At 66.4% G+C, this 17,020-nt stretch carries 18 protein-coding genes; 8 read left to right on the top strand and 10 right to left on the bottom strand.

Going from position 1 to position 17,020, the window contains the following annotated elements:
- Window positions 1-66 precede the first annotated feature (66 nt).
- From AB3X89_RS04055 to AB3X89_RS04030, 6 genes are all read right to left on the bottom strand, one after another.
- Complete coding sequence (locus tag AB3X89_RS04055; RefSeq protein WP_368581937.1) at window positions 67-1,239, bottom strand: enoyl-CoA hydratase/isomerase family protein; 1,173 nt, start codon at window positions 1,237-1,239, stop codon at window positions 67-69.
- Window positions 1,236-2,036 (bottom strand): enoyl-CoA hydratase, encoded by an 801-nt coding sequence (locus AB3X89_RS04050; protein ID WP_368581936.1) that lies wholly within the window; start codon window positions 2,034-2,036, stop codon window positions 1,236-1,238. Before AB3X89_RS04050 ends, AB3X89_RS04055 begins: the two co-directional genes overlap by 4 nt.
- Window positions 2,033-2,950, bottom strand: a complete 918-nt coding sequence (gene mmsB, locus AB3X89_RS04045) for a 3-hydroxyisobutyrate dehydrogenase (protein WP_368581935.1) — start codon at window positions 2,948-2,950, stop codon at window positions 2,033-2,035. Before mmsB ends, AB3X89_RS04050 begins: the two co-directional genes overlap by 4 nt.
- Window positions 2,951-2,999: 49 nt before the next feature.
- Window positions 3,000-4,541 (bottom strand): CoA-acylating methylmalonate-semialdehyde dehydrogenase, encoded by a 1,542-nt coding sequence (locus tag AB3X89_RS04040; protein ID WP_368581934.1) that lies wholly within the window; start codon window positions 4,539-4,541, stop codon window positions 3,000-3,002.
- Window positions 4,542-4,691: 150 nt separating this feature from the next.
- Window positions 4,692-6,383 (bottom strand): AMP-binding protein, encoded by a 1,692-nt coding sequence (locus tag AB3X89_RS04035; RefSeq protein ID WP_368581933.1) that lies wholly within the window; start codon window positions 6,381-6,383, stop codon window positions 4,692-4,694.
- A 113-nt stretch (window positions 6,384-6,496) separates the two neighbouring features.
- Window positions 6,497-7,630: an acyl-CoA dehydrogenase family protein gene (locus AB3X89_RS04030; RefSeq protein ID WP_368581932.1), complete on the bottom strand. Its 1,134-nt coding sequence runs from the start codon at window positions 7,628-7,630 to the stop codon at window positions 6,497-6,499.
- Between the two features lie 221 nt (window positions 7,631-7,851).
- On the opposite strand from AB3X89_RS04030, the gene AB3X89_RS04025 reads away from it, so the two are divergent.
- The 7 genes from AB3X89_RS04025 (at window position 7,852) to AB3X89_RS03995 (ending at window position 14,676) form a co-directional block, all read left to right on the top strand.
- On the top strand, window positions 7,852-8,898 hold the full coding sequence (locus tag AB3X89_RS04025; protein WP_368581931.1) for an AraC family transcriptional regulator ligand-binding domain-containing protein: 1,047 nt from the start codon (window positions 7,852-7,854) through the stop codon (window positions 8,896-8,898).
- 84 nt (window positions 8,899-8,982) lie between these two features.
- Entirely contained in the window at window positions 8,983-10,665 is a 1,683-nt protein-coding gene (locus tag AB3X89_RS04020; protein ID WP_368581930.1) for a nodulation protein NfeD, read from the top strand.
- A complete protein-coding gene (locus tag AB3X89_RS04015) occupies window positions 10,662-11,432 on the top strand; it encodes a slipin family protein (RefSeq protein WP_368581929.1) in 771 nt (256 codons plus the stop codon). Before AB3X89_RS04020 ends, AB3X89_RS04015 begins: the two co-directional genes overlap by 4 nt.
- 226 nt (window positions 11,433-11,658) lie before the next feature.
- Window positions 11,659-11,925, top strand: a complete 267-nt coding sequence (locus AB3X89_RS04010; protein WP_368581928.1) for a DUF4148 domain-containing protein — start codon at window positions 11,659-11,661, stop codon at window positions 11,923-11,925.
- Window positions 11,926-12,064: 139 nt separating this feature from the next.
- A complete protein-coding gene (locus AB3X89_RS04005; RefSeq protein ID WP_176106202.1) occupies window positions 12,065-12,559 on the top strand; it encodes a YaiI/YqxD family protein in 495 nt (164 codons plus the stop codon).
- 163 nt (window positions 12,560-12,722) lie between these two features.
- Window positions 12,723-14,024 carry an NCS2 family permease gene (locus AB3X89_RS04000; RefSeq protein ID WP_368581927.1) on the top strand — a complete coding sequence of 434 codons (1,302 nt, stop codon included), beginning with the start codon at window positions 12,723-12,725 and terminating at the stop codon, window positions 14,022-14,024.
- 118 nt (window positions 14,025-14,142) lie between these two features.
- Window positions 14,143-14,676, top strand: a complete 534-nt coding sequence (locus AB3X89_RS03995) for a cytochrome b (protein WP_368581926.1) — start codon at window positions 14,143-14,145, stop codon at window positions 14,674-14,676.
- 25 nt (window positions 14,677-14,701) lie between these two features.
- On the opposite strand, the gene AB3X89_RS03990 is transcribed toward AB3X89_RS03995, so the two are convergent.
- A complete protein-coding gene (locus AB3X89_RS03990) occupies window positions 14,702-14,992 on the bottom strand; it encodes a DUF1488 domain-containing protein (protein WP_013092011.1) in 291 nt (96 codons plus the stop codon).
- 305 nt (window positions 14,993-15,297) lie between these two features.
- Between AB3X89_RS03990 and AB3X89_RS03985 the strand changes: the two genes are divergently transcribed.
- Window positions 15,298-15,609, top strand: a complete 312-nt coding sequence (locus tag AB3X89_RS03985; RefSeq protein WP_368581925.1) for a 2Fe-2S iron-sulfur cluster-binding protein — start codon at window positions 15,298-15,300, stop codon at window positions 15,607-15,609.
- Between the two features lie 57 nt (window positions 15,610-15,666).
- Here the strand turns inward: AB3X89_RS03985 and AB3X89_RS03980 are convergent, their stop codons facing one another.
- From AB3X89_RS03980 to AB3X89_RS03970, 3 genes are read right to left on the bottom strand one after another with little or no spacing between them, the layout of a single operon-like run.
- Window positions 15,667-15,861 carry a YqaE/Pmp3 family membrane protein gene (locus AB3X89_RS03980; protein ID WP_013092013.1) on the bottom strand — a complete coding sequence of 65 codons (195 nt, stop codon included), beginning with the start codon at window positions 15,859-15,861 and terminating at the stop codon, window positions 15,667-15,669.
- 36 nt (window positions 15,862-15,897) lie between these two features.
- Window positions 15,898-16,125 carry a DUF1653 domain-containing protein gene (locus AB3X89_RS03975; protein WP_368581924.1) on the bottom strand — a complete coding sequence of 76 codons (228 nt, stop codon included), beginning with the start codon at window positions 16,123-16,125 and terminating at the stop codon, window positions 15,898-15,900.
- Between the two features lie 58 nt (window positions 16,126-16,183).
- On the bottom strand, window positions 16,184-16,828 hold the full coding sequence (locus AB3X89_RS03970) for a transcriptional regulator (protein ID WP_368581923.1): 645 nt from the start codon (window positions 16,826-16,828) through the stop codon (window positions 16,184-16,186).
- Window positions 16,829-17,020 lie beyond the last annotated feature (192 nt).

Raw genomic sequence — 17,020 nt, 5'->3', positions numbered from 1 at the left:
AGGCTGGCGCGCGGACGCCGGGCCCCGCTCGCCGCTCACCATGCGGCATGCGCGATGCCGCACAAGTCAGTCGCCATGATCCGCGCCCAGCCCCGCCAGCGGATGCGCGTCGCCTTGCCACGGCGAGCTCAGGAAATGCCGCACGCGCTCGGGTTGCACATCGGCGAGCGTCGCCGGCGACCAGCGCGGCCTGCGGTCCTTGTCGATCAGTTGCGCGCGCACGCCCTCGCGGAAATCGCCTTCCTCGATCGAGCGCTTCACGATGCCGAGCTCTATCCGGAAGCATTCGGCGAGCGTCATCTGCCGGCCGCGCAGCAGCGCTTCGCGCGTCACGTGCAGCATCGTCGGCGAATGGGCGCTCAGTGCGTCGTAGGTCGCTTGCAGCCATTGCCGCACCTCGCGCGGCGGTTCGCGTTCGAGATCCTGACGCAGCGTCGCGACGATGCGCTCGACGCCCGAGCGCCGGTCGAAGTGGCGCAGTATCAGTTGCGTCAGCGCGCCGAGCGGCGCATGCGGCACGATATTGCACGGCGGCTCGAACACGGCGCGCAGCGCGTCGATGCGCCCGGTGTCCGACGTGTCGTGCGACATGCGCTGCAACCGCTCCTCGAAGCTCGCCAGCCAGTCGGCCGGCACGCACAGGTCGGCCAGTTGCAGGCGCATCGCGTCGGCGCCCGCTAGCGTCGCGCCGGTCAGCCCGACATACAGCGCAAGCTCGGCCGGCATCACGCTCAGAAAATGGCTTGCGCCGACATCGGGAACGAAGCCGATGCGTGTTTCCGGCATCGCGATGCGGCTGAGCTCGGTCACGATGCGCAGCCGCGCCGCCTGGCCGAGGCCCATGCCGCCGCCCATCGCGATGCCGTCGAGCAGTGCGACCACCGGCTTCGGAAACGTATGCAACGCGTAGTCGAGCCGGTATTCGTCGACGAAGAACGCGAGCCAGCGCGGATCGCCCTGAGTTGCGAGCCGATGCACCTCGCGCACGTCGCCGCCCGCGCAAAAGCCCTTGTCCCCAGCGCCCTTCAGCACCAGCGCGACGATCCCGGCATCGGTGCGGCAATGCTCGACCAGCACGGCGAGCTCGCGCACCATCGCGTGCGACAGTGCGTTGAGCGCGGCAGGCCGGTTCAGCGTGATGATCGCCACGCGGTTGACGACGCGAAACAGCACGTCCGCTTCGGCCTGCGAATTCGACGCGTCGCGCGTTTCGACCACAACGCTTTGCAATGGGCTCATCGCTGCGTCTCCCGTGGTGCATGGCTCGTCTGCCAGCGCGGCGCGCGTTTTTCGAGGAACGCGTTGACGCCCTCGCGCTGATCCGCGCCATCGAACAGATCGACGAAACGCTCGCGTTCGAGCGCCAGCGCGGCGGCGCGCGGCACGCCATGCCGCGCCTGATGGATCAGCTCCTTGCTGAAGCTGACCGCCTGCGGGATCAAACCGGTGACGCGCTGCGCCATCTTCAGCGCGGCTTCACGCGCGGCGCCGCGCTCCACCACTTCTTCGACCAGACCGATGCGCAGCGCGCTCGCCGCATCGACGCGCTCGCCGGTCAGAATCATCCGCTTGGCCCAGCCTTCACCGACGAGCCACGGCAGCGTCTGCGTGCCGCAGCCGCAAGGCAGCAGGCCGACCGCGGTCTCGGGCAGCGCCAGCACCGCATGCTGCTCGGCGATGCGGATATCGCACGCGAGCGCGCATTCGAGACCGCCGCCCATCGCGAAGCCGTTGAGAGCCGCGATCACGACGGGCCGCGCATTCTGCAGCGTTTCGAACGCCGCGCCAAAGCGCGCCGCCGCGGTGCGCGCGACTTCGCGATCGCCGTCGGCGAACGTGTTCAGATCGGCGCCCGCGCTGAAGAACTTCGGGCCGTCGCCGGTGATCACCAGCGCGCGCACGCGCGCATCGGCGTTCAACTGCTCGACGGTGCGCTGCAATTGCAGCAGGCCGTCGGGCGTGAAGGCGTTCGCGGGCGGCCGTTTCAACGTGATCAACGCAACGGCGCCGTCGTGCGCGTAATCGAGCTCGATCATTGCGCGCCTCCCTGGCCGTCATCAGCGCGGTCTCGCGAGCGATACAGCTTGATCACCGCCGAAAAGTCCAGACGTCCCGAGCCGTTCGTGCTCATCGTTTGATAAAGCTGCTGCGCGAGCGCGCCGAGATAGACCGGTTGACGCACACCGCGCGCGGCATCGGTGGCGAGGCCGAGGTCCTTCAGCATCAGGTCGGTGCCGAAGCCGCCGGTATAGCCGCGCGACGAAGGCGCGGTTTCGACCACGCCCGGCATCGGGTTATACGTGTCCGAACTCCAGCAACGCCCGGTCGACGTGTTGATGATGCTGCCGAGCACCTTCGTGTCGATACCGAGCGCCTCGCCGAGCGACATCGCCTCCGCGACGCCCGCCATCGAGATGCCGAGCACGAGGTTGTTGCAGATCTTCGCGACCTGGCCGGTGCCGGTATCGCCGCAATGGACGATGTTTTTTCCCATCGCCAGCAGAACGGGTTTCACCTGCTCGTATGCGCTCGCGCTGCCGCCGACCATGAAGGTCAGCGTCCCCGCGGCCGCGCCGCCGGTGCCACCCGAGACCGGCGCATCGACGAAGCTGTTGCCATGTGCCGCGGCGAGTTCGGCAAACGCCTTCACGCTGGCGGGATCGATGGTGCTCGAATCGATGATCGGCACGCCCGGCGCGATGCCGGCGAGGATGCCGTCGTCCGCGACGAGCACGCTGCGCACGTGAGCCGCGGCGGGCAGCATCGTGATCACGCATTCGACGTCGCTCGCGGCCGCCTTCGGCGAGCCGGCCGCTTGCGCGCCCGCGTCGACGAGCATGCGCACGGCCTGCGCGCTGAGGTCGAACACGTTGAGCGCGTGGCCCGCCTTCAGCAGGTTCAGCGCCATCGGCGCGCCCATGTTGCCGAGTCCGATAAAGGCTATTTTCATGGTGTCGTCTCCGTATGTGCGTTCAATGCGCTCAATGCGCTCAATGCGTTCAACGCAGGCGGATCGTCGTGTTGACGCCGTCGTTCACGGTGTCGTCGTCGAACCAGCGCGCGGTGACCGTCTTCGTCTGCGTGTAGAACTGCACGACCTGCTTGCCGTACGGACCGAGATCGCCGAGTTTCGAGCCGCGCGAACCGGTGAAGCTGAAAAACGGCACCGGCACCGGAATCGGAATGTTGATGCCGACCTGGCCGATATCGATCTCGCTCTGGAACTTGCGCGCCGCCGCGCCGCTTTGCGTAAAGAGGCCCACGCCATTGCCGAACGGGTTCGCGTTGACGAGCGCGATCGCATCGTCGAGCGTCGCGACGTTGACGACCGCGAGCACCGGTCCGAAGATTTCGGTGCGGTAGATTTCCATGTCGGTCGTGACGTCGCTGAATACCGTCGGGCCGATGAAGTTGCCCTGCTCATAGCCCCGCACGCTCACGTCGCGGCCGTCGAGCGCGAGTGTCGCGCCCTCCTTCACGCCGGCGTCGATCAATCCGAGAATGCGCTCTTTCGCCGCGCGCGAGACGACCGGCCCGACATCGGTGCCCGGCTCGTGACCCGCATTGACCTTCAGCGTCTTCGCCTTCGCAACCAGCTCGGGCAGCCACTCGCGAGCGGCGCCGACCAGCACCGCCACCGAAGTCGCCATGCAGCGCTGCCCGGCCGCGCCGAATGCGGCCCCCGCGAGCGCGTTGAGCGTCTGTTCGCGATTCGCGTCGGGCAGCACGACCGCGTGGTTCTTCGCGCCCATCATCGCTTGCACGCGCTTGCCGTGTTCGCTGCCGAGGCGATAGACGTGCGTGCCGACCGCCGTCGAGCCCACGAACGAAATCGCCTTTACCAGCTCATGCGTGCACAGCGCATCGACCACTTCCTTGCCGCCGTGCACGACGTTCAGCACGCCCTTCGGCACGCCGGCTTCGAGCGCGAGTTCGACGAGCTGCATCGTCGACAGCGGGTCCTGCTCGGATGGCTTCAGCACGAAGGTGTTGCCGCACACGAGCGCCATCGGGAACATCCACAGCGGGATCATCGCGGGGAAATTGAACGGCGTGATGCCGGCGCACACGCCGAGCGGCTGACGCAGCGTGTAGGTGTCCACGCCACCAGCGACGTTCTCGGCGAATTCACCCTGCTGCAAGGTGCCGATCGAACACGCGTGCTCGACGACTTCCAGGCCGCGGAAGATATCGCCCTCGGCATCGGGAATCGTCTTGCCCTGCTCGGCTGACAGCGTCTTCGCGATGCGCGGCATATGCTCGCGAATCAGCGCCTGGTACTTCAGCATGATGCGCATGCGCGCGCCGATCGGCGTGCCCTTCCACGTTTTGAACGCGGCGTGCGCGCTGCGCACCGCCGCGTCGACTTCCGCGACGGTCGCGAACGGCACGCGGGCGAGGACCGCCTGGGTGGCCGGGTTCACGATGTCGCGCCACTCGGTCGTCTTCGATTCGACGAACTCGCCGTCGATCAGCAGTTTGACGGTGGCCACGGCGCCGGCAACGTCGCGGCTGGTCTCGTTCGAAGCAAGGGTGCTCATGCTGAAACTCCTGTGCGATGGCCGCGCGGCGGCCGGACAGCGATAGGGAAGAAAAAACGGTGCCCCGACGCGTCGAATCCGAAGCTCGAATTCAACACGTGCGATTCAAACCGGTGCGGGAAAACCAGCAATAGCGAGGAATAAAGGCAGTCAACGCAAGTCGGGAAAATCCTCCTCCCAGTACTCGTCGGCCAGACGCGCGGGCTCGGCCGCGCGCTCCATTTCGCGGCGCCGCAACTCGACGCGGCGGATCTTGCCGGAGATCGTCTTCGGCAGTTCGCTGAATTGCAGACGACGAATCCGCTTGTACGGCGCGAGTTTTTCGCGCGAGAACGCGAACACCGCGCGCGCGAGTTCGGGACCGGCTTCATAGCCCTGACGCACGGTGACGAACGCCTTCGGCACCGACAGGCGCAACGCGTCCGCGCTCGGCACGACGGCCGCCTCGCCGATCGCTTCGTGTTCGATCAGCACGCTTTCGAGTTCGAACGGACTGAGCCGATAGTCGGACGACTTGAACACATCGTCCGAGCGGCCGACGTACACGTAGTAGCCGTCGTCGCGACGCAGCGCGACATCCGACGTGCGATAGAAGCCGTTGCGCATCGCCTGGGCGGTCGCGTTCGCATTGTTCGCGTAACCGGTCATCAGGCCGAGCGGCCGTTCGGCGAGCGGCAGCGCGATTTCGCCTTCGGTCACCGGTTGGTCGTCCGCATCGAGCAGTTCGACGCGGTAGCCGGGCAGCGGACGCCCCATCGAGCCGGCCACGACCGGCTGGCCCGGCGAATTGCCGATCTGGCAGGTCGTCTCGGTCTGACCGTAGCCGTCGCGGATCGTGATGTCCCACGCGTGCTTGACGCGCTCGATGACCTCCGGATTCAGCGGCTCGCCCGCGCCGACGATCTCGCGCAGCTTCACCGGATAGTCGCCGAGCGGCTCCTGCACGAGCATGCGCCAGACGGTCGGCGGCGCGCACAGCGTGGTCACGTTGAAACGCACGAGCGCGGCGAGTGTGTCTTTGGGCACGAAGCGCGGGACGTTGAACACGAACACGCAGGCCTGCGCGTTCCACGGCGCGAAGAAGCAGCTCCACGCGTGCTTGGCCCAGCCCGGCGAGCTGATGTTCCAATGGATGTCGCCGGGTTGCAGGCCGATCCAGTACATCGTCGACAGATGCCCGACCGGATAGCTCTGATGTGTATGCTCGACGAGCTTCGGCTTCGAGGTGGTGCCGGACGTGAAGTACAGCAGCATCGGATCGCTGGCGTGGGTGACGCCGTCCGGCGTGAAATCCGGCGCCGCCTCGTACGCGGCGGCGACATCGATCCAGCCGTCGCGCGGGGCGCCGACCGAGAAGCGCGTGAGCGGCACTTCGAGCGCATCGAATTTGCCCAGCTCCGCGCTGTCGACCACGACGAACTTCGCGCCGCCGATCTGCACGCGGTCGCGCACGTCGTCGGCCGATAGCTGCGTGGTGGCGGGCAGCACGATCGCGCCGAGCTTCATCGCGGCGAGCATCACGTCCCATAGCTCGACGCGGTTCGGCAGCATCAGCAGCACACGGTCGCCTCGACCGACGCCCGCGCCGCGCAGAAAGTTCGCCATCCGCGACGAGCGCTCCGACATCTGCGCGTACGACAGGCGCAGGCCGTCGCTGGAAGGATCGTCGACGATCCACAGCGCGGGGTTGTCGTTGTTGCGCGCGATCGCGTCGAAGTAGTCGAGCGCCCAATTGAACTCGTCGAGCGCCGGCCAGGTGAATTCGCGGTACGCGCGCTCGTAGTCGGTGCGATGGCGCACTAGCAGATCGCGCGCTTCGAGAAAGGCTTTCGCTGCTGTCATCGTCGTCTCCTGTTCGGCGCAGGGCGCGCTCGGTTTTTTTGCCTCTGGTTTTTGCCGCCGCGACGCTCAACGAAGCATTCGCAGCCAGGCTATTGTGCGCTCAAACGCCGCCCTCAAACATGGCGCGCAATCACCATCCGCTGCACTTCGCTCGTCCCTTCGTAAATCTGCGTGATGCGCGCATCGCGATAGTGGCGCTCCACCGCATAGTCCTCCAGATAGCCGTAGCCGCCATGAATCTGGATCGCGTTCGAGCAGATCTGCTCGGCCAGCTCCGACGCGAACAGCTTCGCCTGCGACGCCTCCGACAGACACGGCCGCCCCGCCGAGCGCAGCCGCGCCGCGTGATGCACGAGCAGGCGCGCGGCGTTCAGCCGCGTCGCCATGTCGGCGAGCATGTTGGCGATGGTCTGATGGTCCTTCAGCGGCTTGCCGAACTGTTCACGCTCGCTCGCATAGCGGCGCGCGGCATCGAACGCGGCTCGGGCGATGCCGACCGCCTGCGCGGCGATGCCGATGCGCCCGCCTTCGAGATTCGACAGCGCAATGCGCAGACCCTCGCCCGGTTCGCCGAGCAGATTGGCCTCGGGCACCGCGCAGTGATCGAGCGAGATCGGACAGGTGTCGGACGCGCGAATGCCGAGCTTGTGTTCCGGCCGGCCGACCTCGAAGCCCGGCGTCGTGGTCGGCACGATGAAGGCGGACAGGCCGCGCTTGCCGCGCTCGGGATCGGTGACCGCAAACACGATTGCGAGCCCGGCGCGCGCGCCGTTGGTCACGAACTGCTTGCTGCCGTTCAGAACCCACTGCCCGTCGTGCAGCTGCGCGCGGGTGCGCAGATTGTTCGCCTCGGAGCCTGCCTGCGGCTCGGTCAGGCAGAACGCGCCGATCGTGCGGCCAGTGGCAAGGTCGCGCAGATAGCGGTCCTTCTGCGCGGCGCTGCCGAAGTTCAGGATCGGCGCGCAGCCGACCGAGTTGTGCACGCTCATCAGCGTCGCGCAGGCGGCGCAGCCCGCCGCGATCTCTTCGAGCGCGAGCGCGTAGGCGACGTAGTCGGTATAGGAGCCGCCCCACTCGGCCGGCACCATCATGCCCAGAAAACCGAGCTCGCCCATCTGCGCGACGACCTCGGCCGGCAGTTGCGCGTCGCGATCCCATTGCGCCGCGTGCGGCGCGAGACAGTCGGTCGCGAAGTCGCGCGCGGCGTCGCGGATCATCCGTTGTTCGTCGGTGTAGAAGCTGTCCATGACTGCGTCCTCGTGGGTGCTGACGGCCGTGCTGGCGATCTCGGTGATGCGGCAAGTGTAGGCAAGCGGCCCGCGCCACTCGATGCTCGCTGCGCTCACATTTGCTGAGCGCTTTTGCCATACTGCTACCATGCGCGTGCATGGAGCCTCGTCATTTCAGGGGCTTCACGGACCATGAGCCAACCGATGCTGAGCGCTTTTGCCAGAGAAACCAAATTCCGATGAAAAGCGACAAAGGCACGATCTCCGTCAGTCTCGTCGAGGAAACGCTCGCGCTCGCGACGGCGCGCGGGCTCGATGCTCAAGCGTTCGCCGAAGCGGCCGGCATTGCCGCGCCGATGCTCGCGTCGCCGAAAAGCCGCGTGTCGTCGGCGCAATACGGCGCGCTGTGGGCCGGCATCGCGCGCGCGCTCGACGACGAGTTCTTCGGCCAGGACTCGCATCCGATGAAAAGCGGCAGCTTCATCGCGATGACGCAGATGGCGCTCGGCGCGCGCAACGGCGCGCAGGCGCTCGCGCGCGCGGTCGGCTTCATGCGGCTGGTGCTCGACGACCTCGGCGCGACGATCGACACCGACGCCGAGCGCGTGCGCCTGAAGTTCGTCGAACGCGCGGGCAAGCGCAAGCCGGCGATGTTCGCTTACGCGACGTATTTCATTCTCGTGTACGGGCTTGTCTGCTGGCTCGTCGGCCGGCGCATTCCGTTGCTCGAAGCGCGCTTTCGCTGCACCGCGCCTCCGGCCGCGCACGAATACCGGCTGATGTTCTGCGAAGACATGTATTTCGACGAGCCCGAGTCGTACGTCGATCTCGATCCCGCGTTTCTGGAACTGCCAGTGATTCAGACTTCGCGCTCGGCGCGCCCGTTTCTGCGCGATGCGCCGGGCAGCTTCATCGTCAAGTACCGCAATCCGGGTTCGCTCGCGGCGCGCGTGCGCAAGGCGCTGCGCGCGCTGCCGATGTCCGGCTGGCCCGCGGCCGATCAGATGGCCGCGCGACTGCACGTTGCCGAGGCGACGATGCGGCGGCATCTGAAGCAGGAGGGCCACACGTATCAGTCGATCAAGGACGCGCTGCGGCGCGACATCGCGATTGCCGAACTGCAACTAACGCAGCGCACGATCGCCGATATCGCGAACGCCGTCGGCTTCGCCGAGCCGAGCGCGTTTCATCGCGCGTTCCGCAAATGGACCGGCATGCGCCCGACCGACTATCGGCCGGCCCGGGCCGCGGGGCTCGATCTCACGCGTCGCGCCGAATCGGACTAAGCTTTAAGCGGCAACCGGCCAGCCTTGATCGAGGTATGGGCCCGCGCCGCCGGTTCGCACCGGCTGGCGCGACGGCCGTCAGCGATGAACACGACTCCGCGTCTCCCGCTCCGGCAGTCCGGTCCGCGCACGCCGCTTATCCACGGCGGCATCGCGGGCCGTTTGATGCGCGGCATCGCCGTGCTCGGCGTGCTTTGCGCGTTCGGCTTCGCGACGTGCGGAGCGCTGGCGCCGCTGCAAGCGGCCAATGCGGCGCGCGTGGCCAACGTTGCCGCCGCAACCGCCGACAGTGTCGAGGTGATTCCGGTGAACGGCGCAATCGGGCCGGCCAGCGCCGATTTCATCGTGCGGGGCTTGCAGCGCGCGGCCAGTCAGCACGCGCAGCTCGCAGTGCTGCAACTCGATACCCCCGGCGGCCTCGATACGTCGATGCGGCAGATCATCAAGGCGATCCTCGCGTCGCCGGTGCCGGTCGCGACCTTCATCGCGCCGAGCGGCGCGCGCGCCGCCAGCGCCGGCACCTACATCGTCTATGCGAGCCATATCGCCGCGATGGCGCCGGGCACCAACCTCGGCGCCGCGACGCCGATTCAGATGGGCATCGGCGGTAACGAGCCGCCCGCCGGCGGCCCGCCGGGAATGCCGGGCACACCTGGATCACCCGGAACACCGGGAACGCAGGGCACCCCAGGCACGCCGGGACTGCCGGACATGCGCACGCTGCCGGGCGGCGCGTCCGGGCCCGCGTCCGCGTCGGCGCCTGCGTCGCCCGGCGCGTCATCCGAAGCCGCCAGCGCGCTGCCGCTCGACACCCAATCGACCGAACTGCGCAAGCAGGTCCACGATGCCGCCGCCTACATCCGCGGCCTCGCGCAGATGCGCGGGCGCAACGCCGACTGGGCCGAGCGCGCGGTCCGCGAAGCGGTCAGCCTGTCCGATGAAGAGGCGCTCGCGCAGCACGTCGTCGATATCGTCGCGCGCGACGTGCCCGACCTGCTGCGCCAGCTGAACGGCCGCACAGTCGTCACGAGCGCCGGCAGCGTCACGCTGCAGACCGCGCATGCGCCGCTGATCACGCTCGAACCCGACTGGCGCAGCCGCTTCCTCGCCGTGATCACCGATCCGAGCGTCGCGCTGATTCTGCTGATGCTCGGCATGTACGGCCTGTTCTTCGAATTCGCCAATCCGGGCTTCGTGCTGCCCGGCGTGGTCGGCGCGATCAGCCTGCTGCTCGGTCTGTTCGCGATGCAGATGCTGCCCGTCAGCTATGTCGGCCTCGGGCTGATCTTTCTCGGCATCGCCTTTCTGATCGGCGAAGCGTTCCTGCCGACCTTCGGCTCGCTCGGTTTCGGCGGCGTAGTCGCGTTCGTGGTCGGCGCCATGATGCTGATGGATACCGACGTGCCCGGCTACGGCATCCCGCTGCCGCTGATCGCCGCGGTCGTCGTGTTCAGCGTCGCGTTCGTGCTCGGCGTGTCGCGGCTCGCGCTGCGCGCGCGGCGCCGGCCGGTCGTGACAGGCTCGGAGGCGCTGATCGGCTGCGTCGGCGTGGTGCTGGACGGCGGCTTGCTGCCCGAACCCGAACACTCGGCCAGCGGCCCGCTTGGCGGCTGGGCGCGCGTGCACGGCGAGCGCTGGCGCGTGTCGAGCACGACGCCGGCCGCGCCGGGGCAGAGCGTACGCGTCACGGCGCGCAACGGCCTCACGCTGACCGTGGTGCCCGTCAAGCCAGCCGCCCCAATACAAGGACAAGGAGAACCCTCATGATCGGCTTCACATTCGGCTTCGGCAGCATCCTGATCCTGCTGGTGGCCGTGCTGATCGCGTCGTCGGTGCGCATTTTTCGCGAGTACGAACGCGGCGTCGTGTTCATGCTCGGCCGCTTCTGGAAGGTCAAAGGGCCCGGGCTGGTGCTGATCATTCCAATCGTGCAGCAGGCGGTGCGTATGGATCTGCGCACCGTCGTGTTCGACGTGCCGACGCAGGACGTGATCACGCGCGACAACGTGTCGGTGAAGGTCAACGCGGTCGTGTATTTCCGCGTCGTCGATCCGGAGAAGGCGGTGATCCAGGTCGCGCGCTACTTCGAGGCGACCAGCCAGCTGTCGCAAACGACGCTGCGCGCGGTGCTCGGCAAGCACGACCTCGACCAGCTGCTGTCCGAGCGCGAACAGCTGAACACCGACATCCAGAAGGTGCTCGACGCGCAAACCGATGCGTGGGGCATCAAGGTGTCGATCGTCGAGATCAAGCACGTCGATATCAACGAAACGATGATCCGCGCGATCGCGCGTCAGGCTGAGGCCGAGCGCGAACGGCGCGCGAAGGTGATTCACGCGGAAGGCGAGTTGCAGGCGTCGCGGCAGCTGCTCGAAGCGGCGCAGACGCTCGCGCGCCAACCCCAGGCGATGCAGCTGCGCTATCTGCAGACGCTGACGACGATTGCCGCCGACAAGAACTCGACGATCGTGTTTCCGCTGCCGATCGACCTGGTGAGCGCGGTGATGGAACGGTTCGGCAAGCCCTCGGCGTGATAGGACGAGATCTTGTCAGGACGCCCATTTGGCATCGACTAGCGCCGAAATTTTGAAGTTTTAGCCAAACCCGCCCGCTTCCGCGTTGCTTGCACTCCGTGGGGAACTCGGCTCGCGGCGGGTTCGATCCGCCGGCAGAAATGGTGCGCCGCTTTCTACTGCTTTACCCGGCGCGCACCGAAAAATGACCAGGCCCGGCTGTTTTTCCGCTCCGCAGGAGCCCGCCATGAATCTGTTCTCCCGCATTGGACTCGGCACGCTGTTGGCCGCCGTAAGTATCAGCACCGTCTACGCGCAAACGGTGATGCAGCCCAACGACCCGTCGGCGCCGAAAACGCGCGCCCAGGTCCGCGCCGAACTCATCGAATGGCTTGCCGCCGGCTACGATCCGAACGACTGGGTCAACTATCCGGAGAACGCGCAGGAAGCCGGCCGGATCGTCGCGCAACGCCGCGCCGAACGGCAAGGCCTCGAACCGACGACAGTGCAGTAAAAGCAGTCGCTGCCGCACCCGCAGCCTGAATGCCGCCCGCCGCGGGCGGCAGGGAAGCCCTTTGCGTCGCGGCAAGGTATCATCCCGTCCCTCCAACCCCCACGCAGCAAACCAGCCGCACCTAGCCGGAACCCGCACCATGCCAATCTGGGTCGATGCCGACGCCTGCCCGGCCGTCGTCAAGGACATGCTTTATCGCGCGGCGCGCCGCACCGGCATGCCGCTGACGCTGGTCGCCAACGCGTTCCTGCGCGTGCCGCCGTCGCCGCTGATCCGCGCGATCCAGGTGCCGGCCGGCTTCGACGCCGCCGATCAGCTGATCGTCGAGCGGGTCGTCGCGGGCGACCTCGTGATCACCGGCGACATCCCGCTCGCCGCCGCCGTGCTGGCAAAAAATGCCCACGCGCTCGATCCGCGCGGCAACTGGTTCACGCCCGGCACGATCGAAGAACGGCTGCGCATGCGCTCGATGCTCGACCAGTTGCGCGCGAGCGGCGTCGACACGGGCGGTCCGTCCGCCTTCAGCGCGCGGGATGGCAAGACGTTTGCTGGCGAACTCGATCGCTGGCTCGCGCGTCATGCGCCGCGCGGTGATGTGCCAGCGCCACAGTCGCCCGGCAAACCGCCCGCCTGACGGGCCCGGCAGGCCTGCCGGGGCAGCCGCAAGCGACGGGGCGCCGCCGTTGGTGTTTACAATTCCGCCGTAACACCGCCGCGCGGCCTGTTTTGCCGGGGCCGCGCGGAGACTGCCTCAATCACAAAAACACTTTCCGAACGACGAAAGAGAAACCCGCCCCATGGACTCGATCAAACGCTACTTCGGCTTCGACGCCGTCGACACCAACCTGCGCACCGAAGTGCTAGCCGGCGTGACCACCTTCCTGACGATGGCCTACATCATCTTCGTGAACCCGGCGATTCTCGGCGACGCCGGCATGCCGAAGAGCGCGGTGTTCGTCGCGACCTGCATCGTGTCCGCGCTCGCGTCGCTGATCATGGGGCTTTACGCGAACTACCCGATCGCGCTCGCGCCCGGCATGGGCCTGAACGCGTACTTCGCGTACACGGTCGTCAAGGGCATGGGCTACACGTGGGAGGCCGCGCTCGGCGCGGTGTTCATCTCCGGCTGCCTGTTCCTGATCGTCACGCTGTTCCGCGTGCGCGAGGTGATCGTCAAGGGCATCCCGCATTCGATCCGGATCGCGATCACCGGCGGTATCGGCCTCTTTCTCGCGATCATTTCGCTGAAGTCGGCGGGCATCGTGGTCGGCAATCCGGCCACGCTCGTCACGCTCGGCAATCTGCATGACGCGCACGTCGTGCTCGCGGCGATCGGCTTCTTCGGCATCGTCACGCTCGATCATCTGCGCGTGCGCGGGGCGATCCTGATCGGTATCGTCGGCGCGACGATCCTGAGCTTTTTCTTTGGCGGCAACCAGTTTCACGGCGTCTTGTCGATGCCGCCGTCGATCGCACCGACGCTGTTCAAGCTCGATATCCGCACCGCGCTGTCGAGCGGGATTCTGAACGTGGTACTGGTGTTCTTCCTCGTCGAGCTGTTCGATGCGACCGGCACGCTGATGGGTGTCGCGAACCGCGCGGGGCTGCTCGTCGAAGGCAAGATGCATCGGCTGAATCGCGCGCTGCTCGCCGACAGCACCGCGATTCTGGCTGGCTCGATGCTCGGCACGTCGTCGACGACCGCGTATATCGAAAGCGCGTCGGGCGTGCAGGCCGGCGGCCGTACCGGCGCGACCGCGATCACGGTCGCCCTGTTGTTCGTCGCGGCGCTGTTTTTCGCGCCGCTCGCCGAAGTAGTGCCGCCGTATGCGACCGCGCCCGCGCTGCTGTATGTGTCGTGCCTGATGCTGCGCGAACTGGTCGACCTGCCGTGGGACGACGCGACCGAAGTGGTGCCGGCCGCGCTGACCGCGCTGCTGATGCCGTTCACCTACTCGATCGCGAACGGCGTCGCGTTCGGCTTCATCTCGTACGCGGCGCTCAAGCTGCTGACGGGCCAGGCGCGCCAGGTGAAGCTGGTCGTATGGATCATCGCGGCGATTTTCCTGTTCCGGTATTTCTATCTCGGCAGCGAGTGAGGATGTTGCGGGGCCGGGGGCGAATGTGTCGTCGGGTTCAGGGACCGTTTATCATCCGATCTTTCGAACGACGATCGCCCGGGTCGCAGCGACACGGGTCGCCGCCCCAGGAGCCGCCATGTCCTCATATAACCGCACGACGGACCGCTACACGAGGCCCGCGATTTTCTTCCACTGGATGATTTTTCTGCTGGTGGCGCTGGCCTATCTGGCCATCGAAATCCGCGGACCGCGCGGCTCCGAGGGCCGCGAGTTCTGGACCGGCGTGCATTTCTGGGCGGGCACGCTGGTGCTCGTGCTGGCCGTGCTCCGGCTGCTATGGAGACTGTGGGCTGGCGCGCCGGAGGAACTCGAAAACAACCGGCTGCTCGCTTTTGTCGCGCGCTCCGCGCACCTCGCGCTCTATGTGTTCATCTTCGCGCAGCCGCTGCTCGGCATTCTGATGGTCAACGCGGGCGGGCGGCCGGTGTCGCTCGCCTGGACGGACATCAGCTTCACGCTGGTGCGAGCGGATTCGATCGCGCGGCCGCTGTTGAAGGACGCACACGAGTGGCTTGGCAACGTGTTCTACTGGGTGATCGGCCTGCATGCGCTCGCGGCGATCGCGCACCATGTGGTGTTCAAGGATCGGGCGCTGCGGCGGATCATTTGAAAGCGATGCGGCCGGCTGCGTGCAGTCAGTTACGCCAGTTCGCCTCGTAAAAACGCACGTAGCCGCTTCTGAGCACCAGACACTGCGCGCGCGTTTCCGACAACAGCCGGCGCGTGGCGGCCTCGATGCGCGGCCGGTGCGTGTCGAACGCAACGATCATGTCTTCCTGCCGGGGGGACGCGGCGCCGAAGTGATCCTCGAGCGCTTCCGCGGTGATCATGCACTCCACCCTCTGCCCATCGACCATTGCCGGAAACGCCAAAGTAAGTTCGCGACCTGAATATTCAGGGGCTTCGTTCGGAAATTGGATCTGCATGGGAGTCACCTGGAAGAGTGCGCACGCGATGCGCTCGGGTAATGCGCGCGCCGATTGTTTGCTATCGCGTCAGCCGCTAGTTCCTCCTTGTCCCATGCAGTCGACGCGGGCCGTCACTTCAACGCGGCATAGTCAGTTCGCGCCACGCGGAGGTGAATTGATTCACTTTAGACGAGTTCGGGCGAGGTGCAAGATTTCCCCGATTTTTTCTTGAAGATGCGACTGATTTGCCTATGTTGCAGCGCGGTATCAAGCGGCGTCCGATCCCGTGTAAAGTGTCGCGCACCTGGTAACCGTCCCGCACGATGTCCGCCCCCTCCCGCCCGCCTGTAGTCCGCGTCGAACCGCTCGGCCAGAGCTTCGAAGCGCCCGATTCGCTGACGATTCTCGAAGCCGCCGCATTCGCAAATCTGCGTTTGCCGCGTTCGTGCCGCAATGGCACGTGCCGCACATGCTTGTGCCGGATGACGTCGGGGCGTGTGCGCTATTCGATCGAATGGCCCGGTGTGAGCCGTGAGGAAAAGGCGGACGGTTATATCCTGCCGTGCGTGGCGATCGCGGAAACCGACGTGGTGATCGAAGTTCCAGATGCGGTCGTGATACCGGTGGGTGAATGATGGCGCGAGCGTGAGCGCGACGCGCCCACACTCGCCGACGGCTTCAGACGCCGCGTGTTACCGCCCGTTGCCCATCGCGCGGGCGATTTTCTTGTCCGTGTTGTACTGGCTCAGCGCATACACCGACCAGATGGCCGCCGGCACCCAGCCGATCACCGTGATTTGCAGAATCAGGCAGATGATGCCCGCAAACGGACGGCCGATCGTGAAAAACTGCAACCACGGCAGAATGATGGCAAGCAAAAGACGCATTCGGTTTTCCTGTTCCTGTCGTTAAGGCAGCATGCGTTAGTCCGAGCGGGACGCATCTGCTTCGTTGTTGAACTCATCGAGCGGCGCAAAGCGCGGCACCTTGACGCCGTCCTGCTCGACCAGCTCGAAAAACACCGTCGCTGGACGGGTCCAGATCGTACCATTGGCCGCCTTGTAGACGATCATCGTGACCGTCGGATCCGATTCGAGCGTGGCCTCGCAGACCAGCTCGTAAATGCCGCCTTTGTAGTGTCGGTAGCGCATCGCGTATGTCCTTATTTTGGGCGTCATCGAAGCATTTTCAAGCACGGTGCGCCTGAGCTCAGCCGCCCTCTTTCATCTGCTTCAGGATCTTGTAGACGGTCGCGCGACCCATCGTCAGCACCGCGGCCACGTAGTTCGCCGAGCTGCGGCCGCGAAACGCGCCCTGCGCGTGCAGCGCTTCGACGATTTCACGCTTGTGCTCGCGCGTCAGCGCATTGATGCCGATCTGCCGGTCGCGCAACCACGTGTGCAGATACGTGTTGATGCGGTCCTGCCAGTCGTCGCGGAACAGATCGTCGCCGGGCGCGTCCGTCATCGTGCCGCCCTTGATGAACAGATCGAGCGTCGAGCGCACATCCTCGAACACCGCGATGTTGAAGTTCACGCACAGGATGCCGGCGGGCCTGCCATCGTCGTCGAGCAGGATGTTGCTCACGCAGCGCATGCGGCGGCCGTCCCAGTTCAGTTTCTCGTAAGGACCGATGGTCTGGCCGCGCGCCGCGAAGTGCGCGTCGTCGAGCACCGACGGCGCGCCCACCTCGAGCCGCGACAGATTGTTCGCCAGATACGCGATGGTCTGATCGCGCAGATCGTGAATCACCACTTCGGCGCACGGATAGAGCAGCGCGGCGATGCCGTCGGCGATCGGCGCGTAGCGCTTCAACAGCAGGTCTTTGATAGGAGACACGTTCGGGTTGCGCATGGAAAAAACGCGAGGTTCGAGGGAGGCGGCGCGCGATCGCGGATGCCAGTTGCCAGATGCCAGCAGCAGGCTTCGGCGCGCATGCTCGGTCCGCCATTCAGGAAGCCGCCATTGTAGCGGCCTCGCGCGGGCGCCGCGAATCGACGCCAGACGGCAATTTTGTCGACCTCGCGAGCGCATTTTTTTCGTGCG

The organism is Paraburkholderia sp. BR14320 (assembly GCF_040948665.1).
Classification (GTDB): Bacteria; Pseudomonadota; Gammaproteobacteria; order Burkholderiales; family Burkholderiaceae; genus Paraburkholderia; species Paraburkholderia youngii.
This window is presented reverse-complemented; position numbering and strand designations above follow the sequence as displayed.

Bases quoted from the DNA above. Each gene is read 5' to 3' on its own strand.
- mmsB (WP_368581935.1), bottom strand. From the start codon at position 2,950: ATGAAAATAGCCTTTATCGGACTCGGCAACATGGGCGCGCCGATGGCG.
- AB3X89_RS03995 (WP_368581926.1), top strand. From the start codon at position 14,143: ATGTCCTCATATAACCGCACGACGGACCGCTACACGAGGCCCGCGATT.
- AB3X89_RS04025 (WP_368581931.1), top strand. From the start codon at position 7,852: ATGAAAAGCGACAAAGGCACGATCTCCGTCAGTCTCGTCGAGGAAACG.
- AB3X89_RS04010 (WP_368581928.1), top strand. From the start codon at position 11,659: ATGAATCTGTTCTCCCGCATTGGACTCGGCACGCTGTTGGCCGCCGTA.
- AB3X89_RS03980 (WP_013092013.1), bottom strand. From the start codon at position 15,861: ATGCGTCTTTTGCTTGCCATCATTCTGCCGTGGTTGCAGTTTTTCACG.
- AB3X89_RS04005 (WP_176106202.1), top strand. From the start codon at position 12,065: ATGCCAATCTGGGTCGATGCCGACGCCTGCCCGGCCGTCGTCAAGGAC.
- AB3X89_RS04015 (WP_368581929.1), top strand. From the start codon at position 10,662: ATGATCGGCTTCACATTCGGCTTCGGCAGCATCCTGATCCTGCTGGTG.
- AB3X89_RS03985 (WP_368581925.1), top strand. From the start codon at position 15,298: ATGTCCGCCCCCTCCCGCCCGCCTGTAGTCCGCGTCGAACCGCTCGGC.
- AB3X89_RS03975 (WP_368581924.1), bottom strand. From the start codon at position 16,125: ATGCGCTACCGACACTACAAAGGCGGCATTTACGAGCTGGTCTGCGAG.
- AB3X89_RS04030 (WP_368581932.1), bottom strand. From the start codon at position 7,630: ATGGACAGCTTCTACACCGACGAACAACGGATGATCCGCGACGCCGCG.
- AB3X89_RS04000 (WP_368581927.1), top strand. From the start codon at position 12,723: ATGGACTCGATCAAACGCTACTTCGGCTTCGACGCCGTCGACACCAAC.
- AB3X89_RS04040 (WP_368581934.1), bottom strand. From the start codon at position 4,541: ATGAGCACCCTTGCTTCGAACGAGACCAGCCGCGACGTTGCCGGCGCC.
- AB3X89_RS03990 (WP_013092011.1), bottom strand. From the start codon at position 14,992: ATGCAGATCCAATTTCCGAACGAAGCCCCTGAATATTCAGGTCGCGAA.
- AB3X89_RS03970 (WP_368581923.1), bottom strand. From the start codon at position 16,828: ATGCGCAACCCGAACGTGTCTCCTATCAAAGACCTGCTGTTGAAGCGC.
- AB3X89_RS04055 (WP_368581937.1), bottom strand. From the start codon at position 1,239: ATGAGCCCATTGCAAAGCGTTGTGGTCGAAACGCGCGACGCGTCGAAT.
- AB3X89_RS04050 (WP_368581936.1), bottom strand. From the start codon at position 2,036: ATGATCGAGCTCGATTACGCGCACGACGGCGCCGTTGCGTTGATCACG.
- AB3X89_RS04020 (WP_368581930.1), top strand. From the start codon at position 8,983: ATGAACACGACTCCGCGTCTCCCGCTCCGGCAGTCCGGTCCGCGCACG.
- AB3X89_RS04035 (WP_368581933.1), bottom strand. From the start codon at position 6,383: ATGACAGCAGCGAAAGCCTTTCTCGAAGCGCGCGATCTGCTAGTGCGC.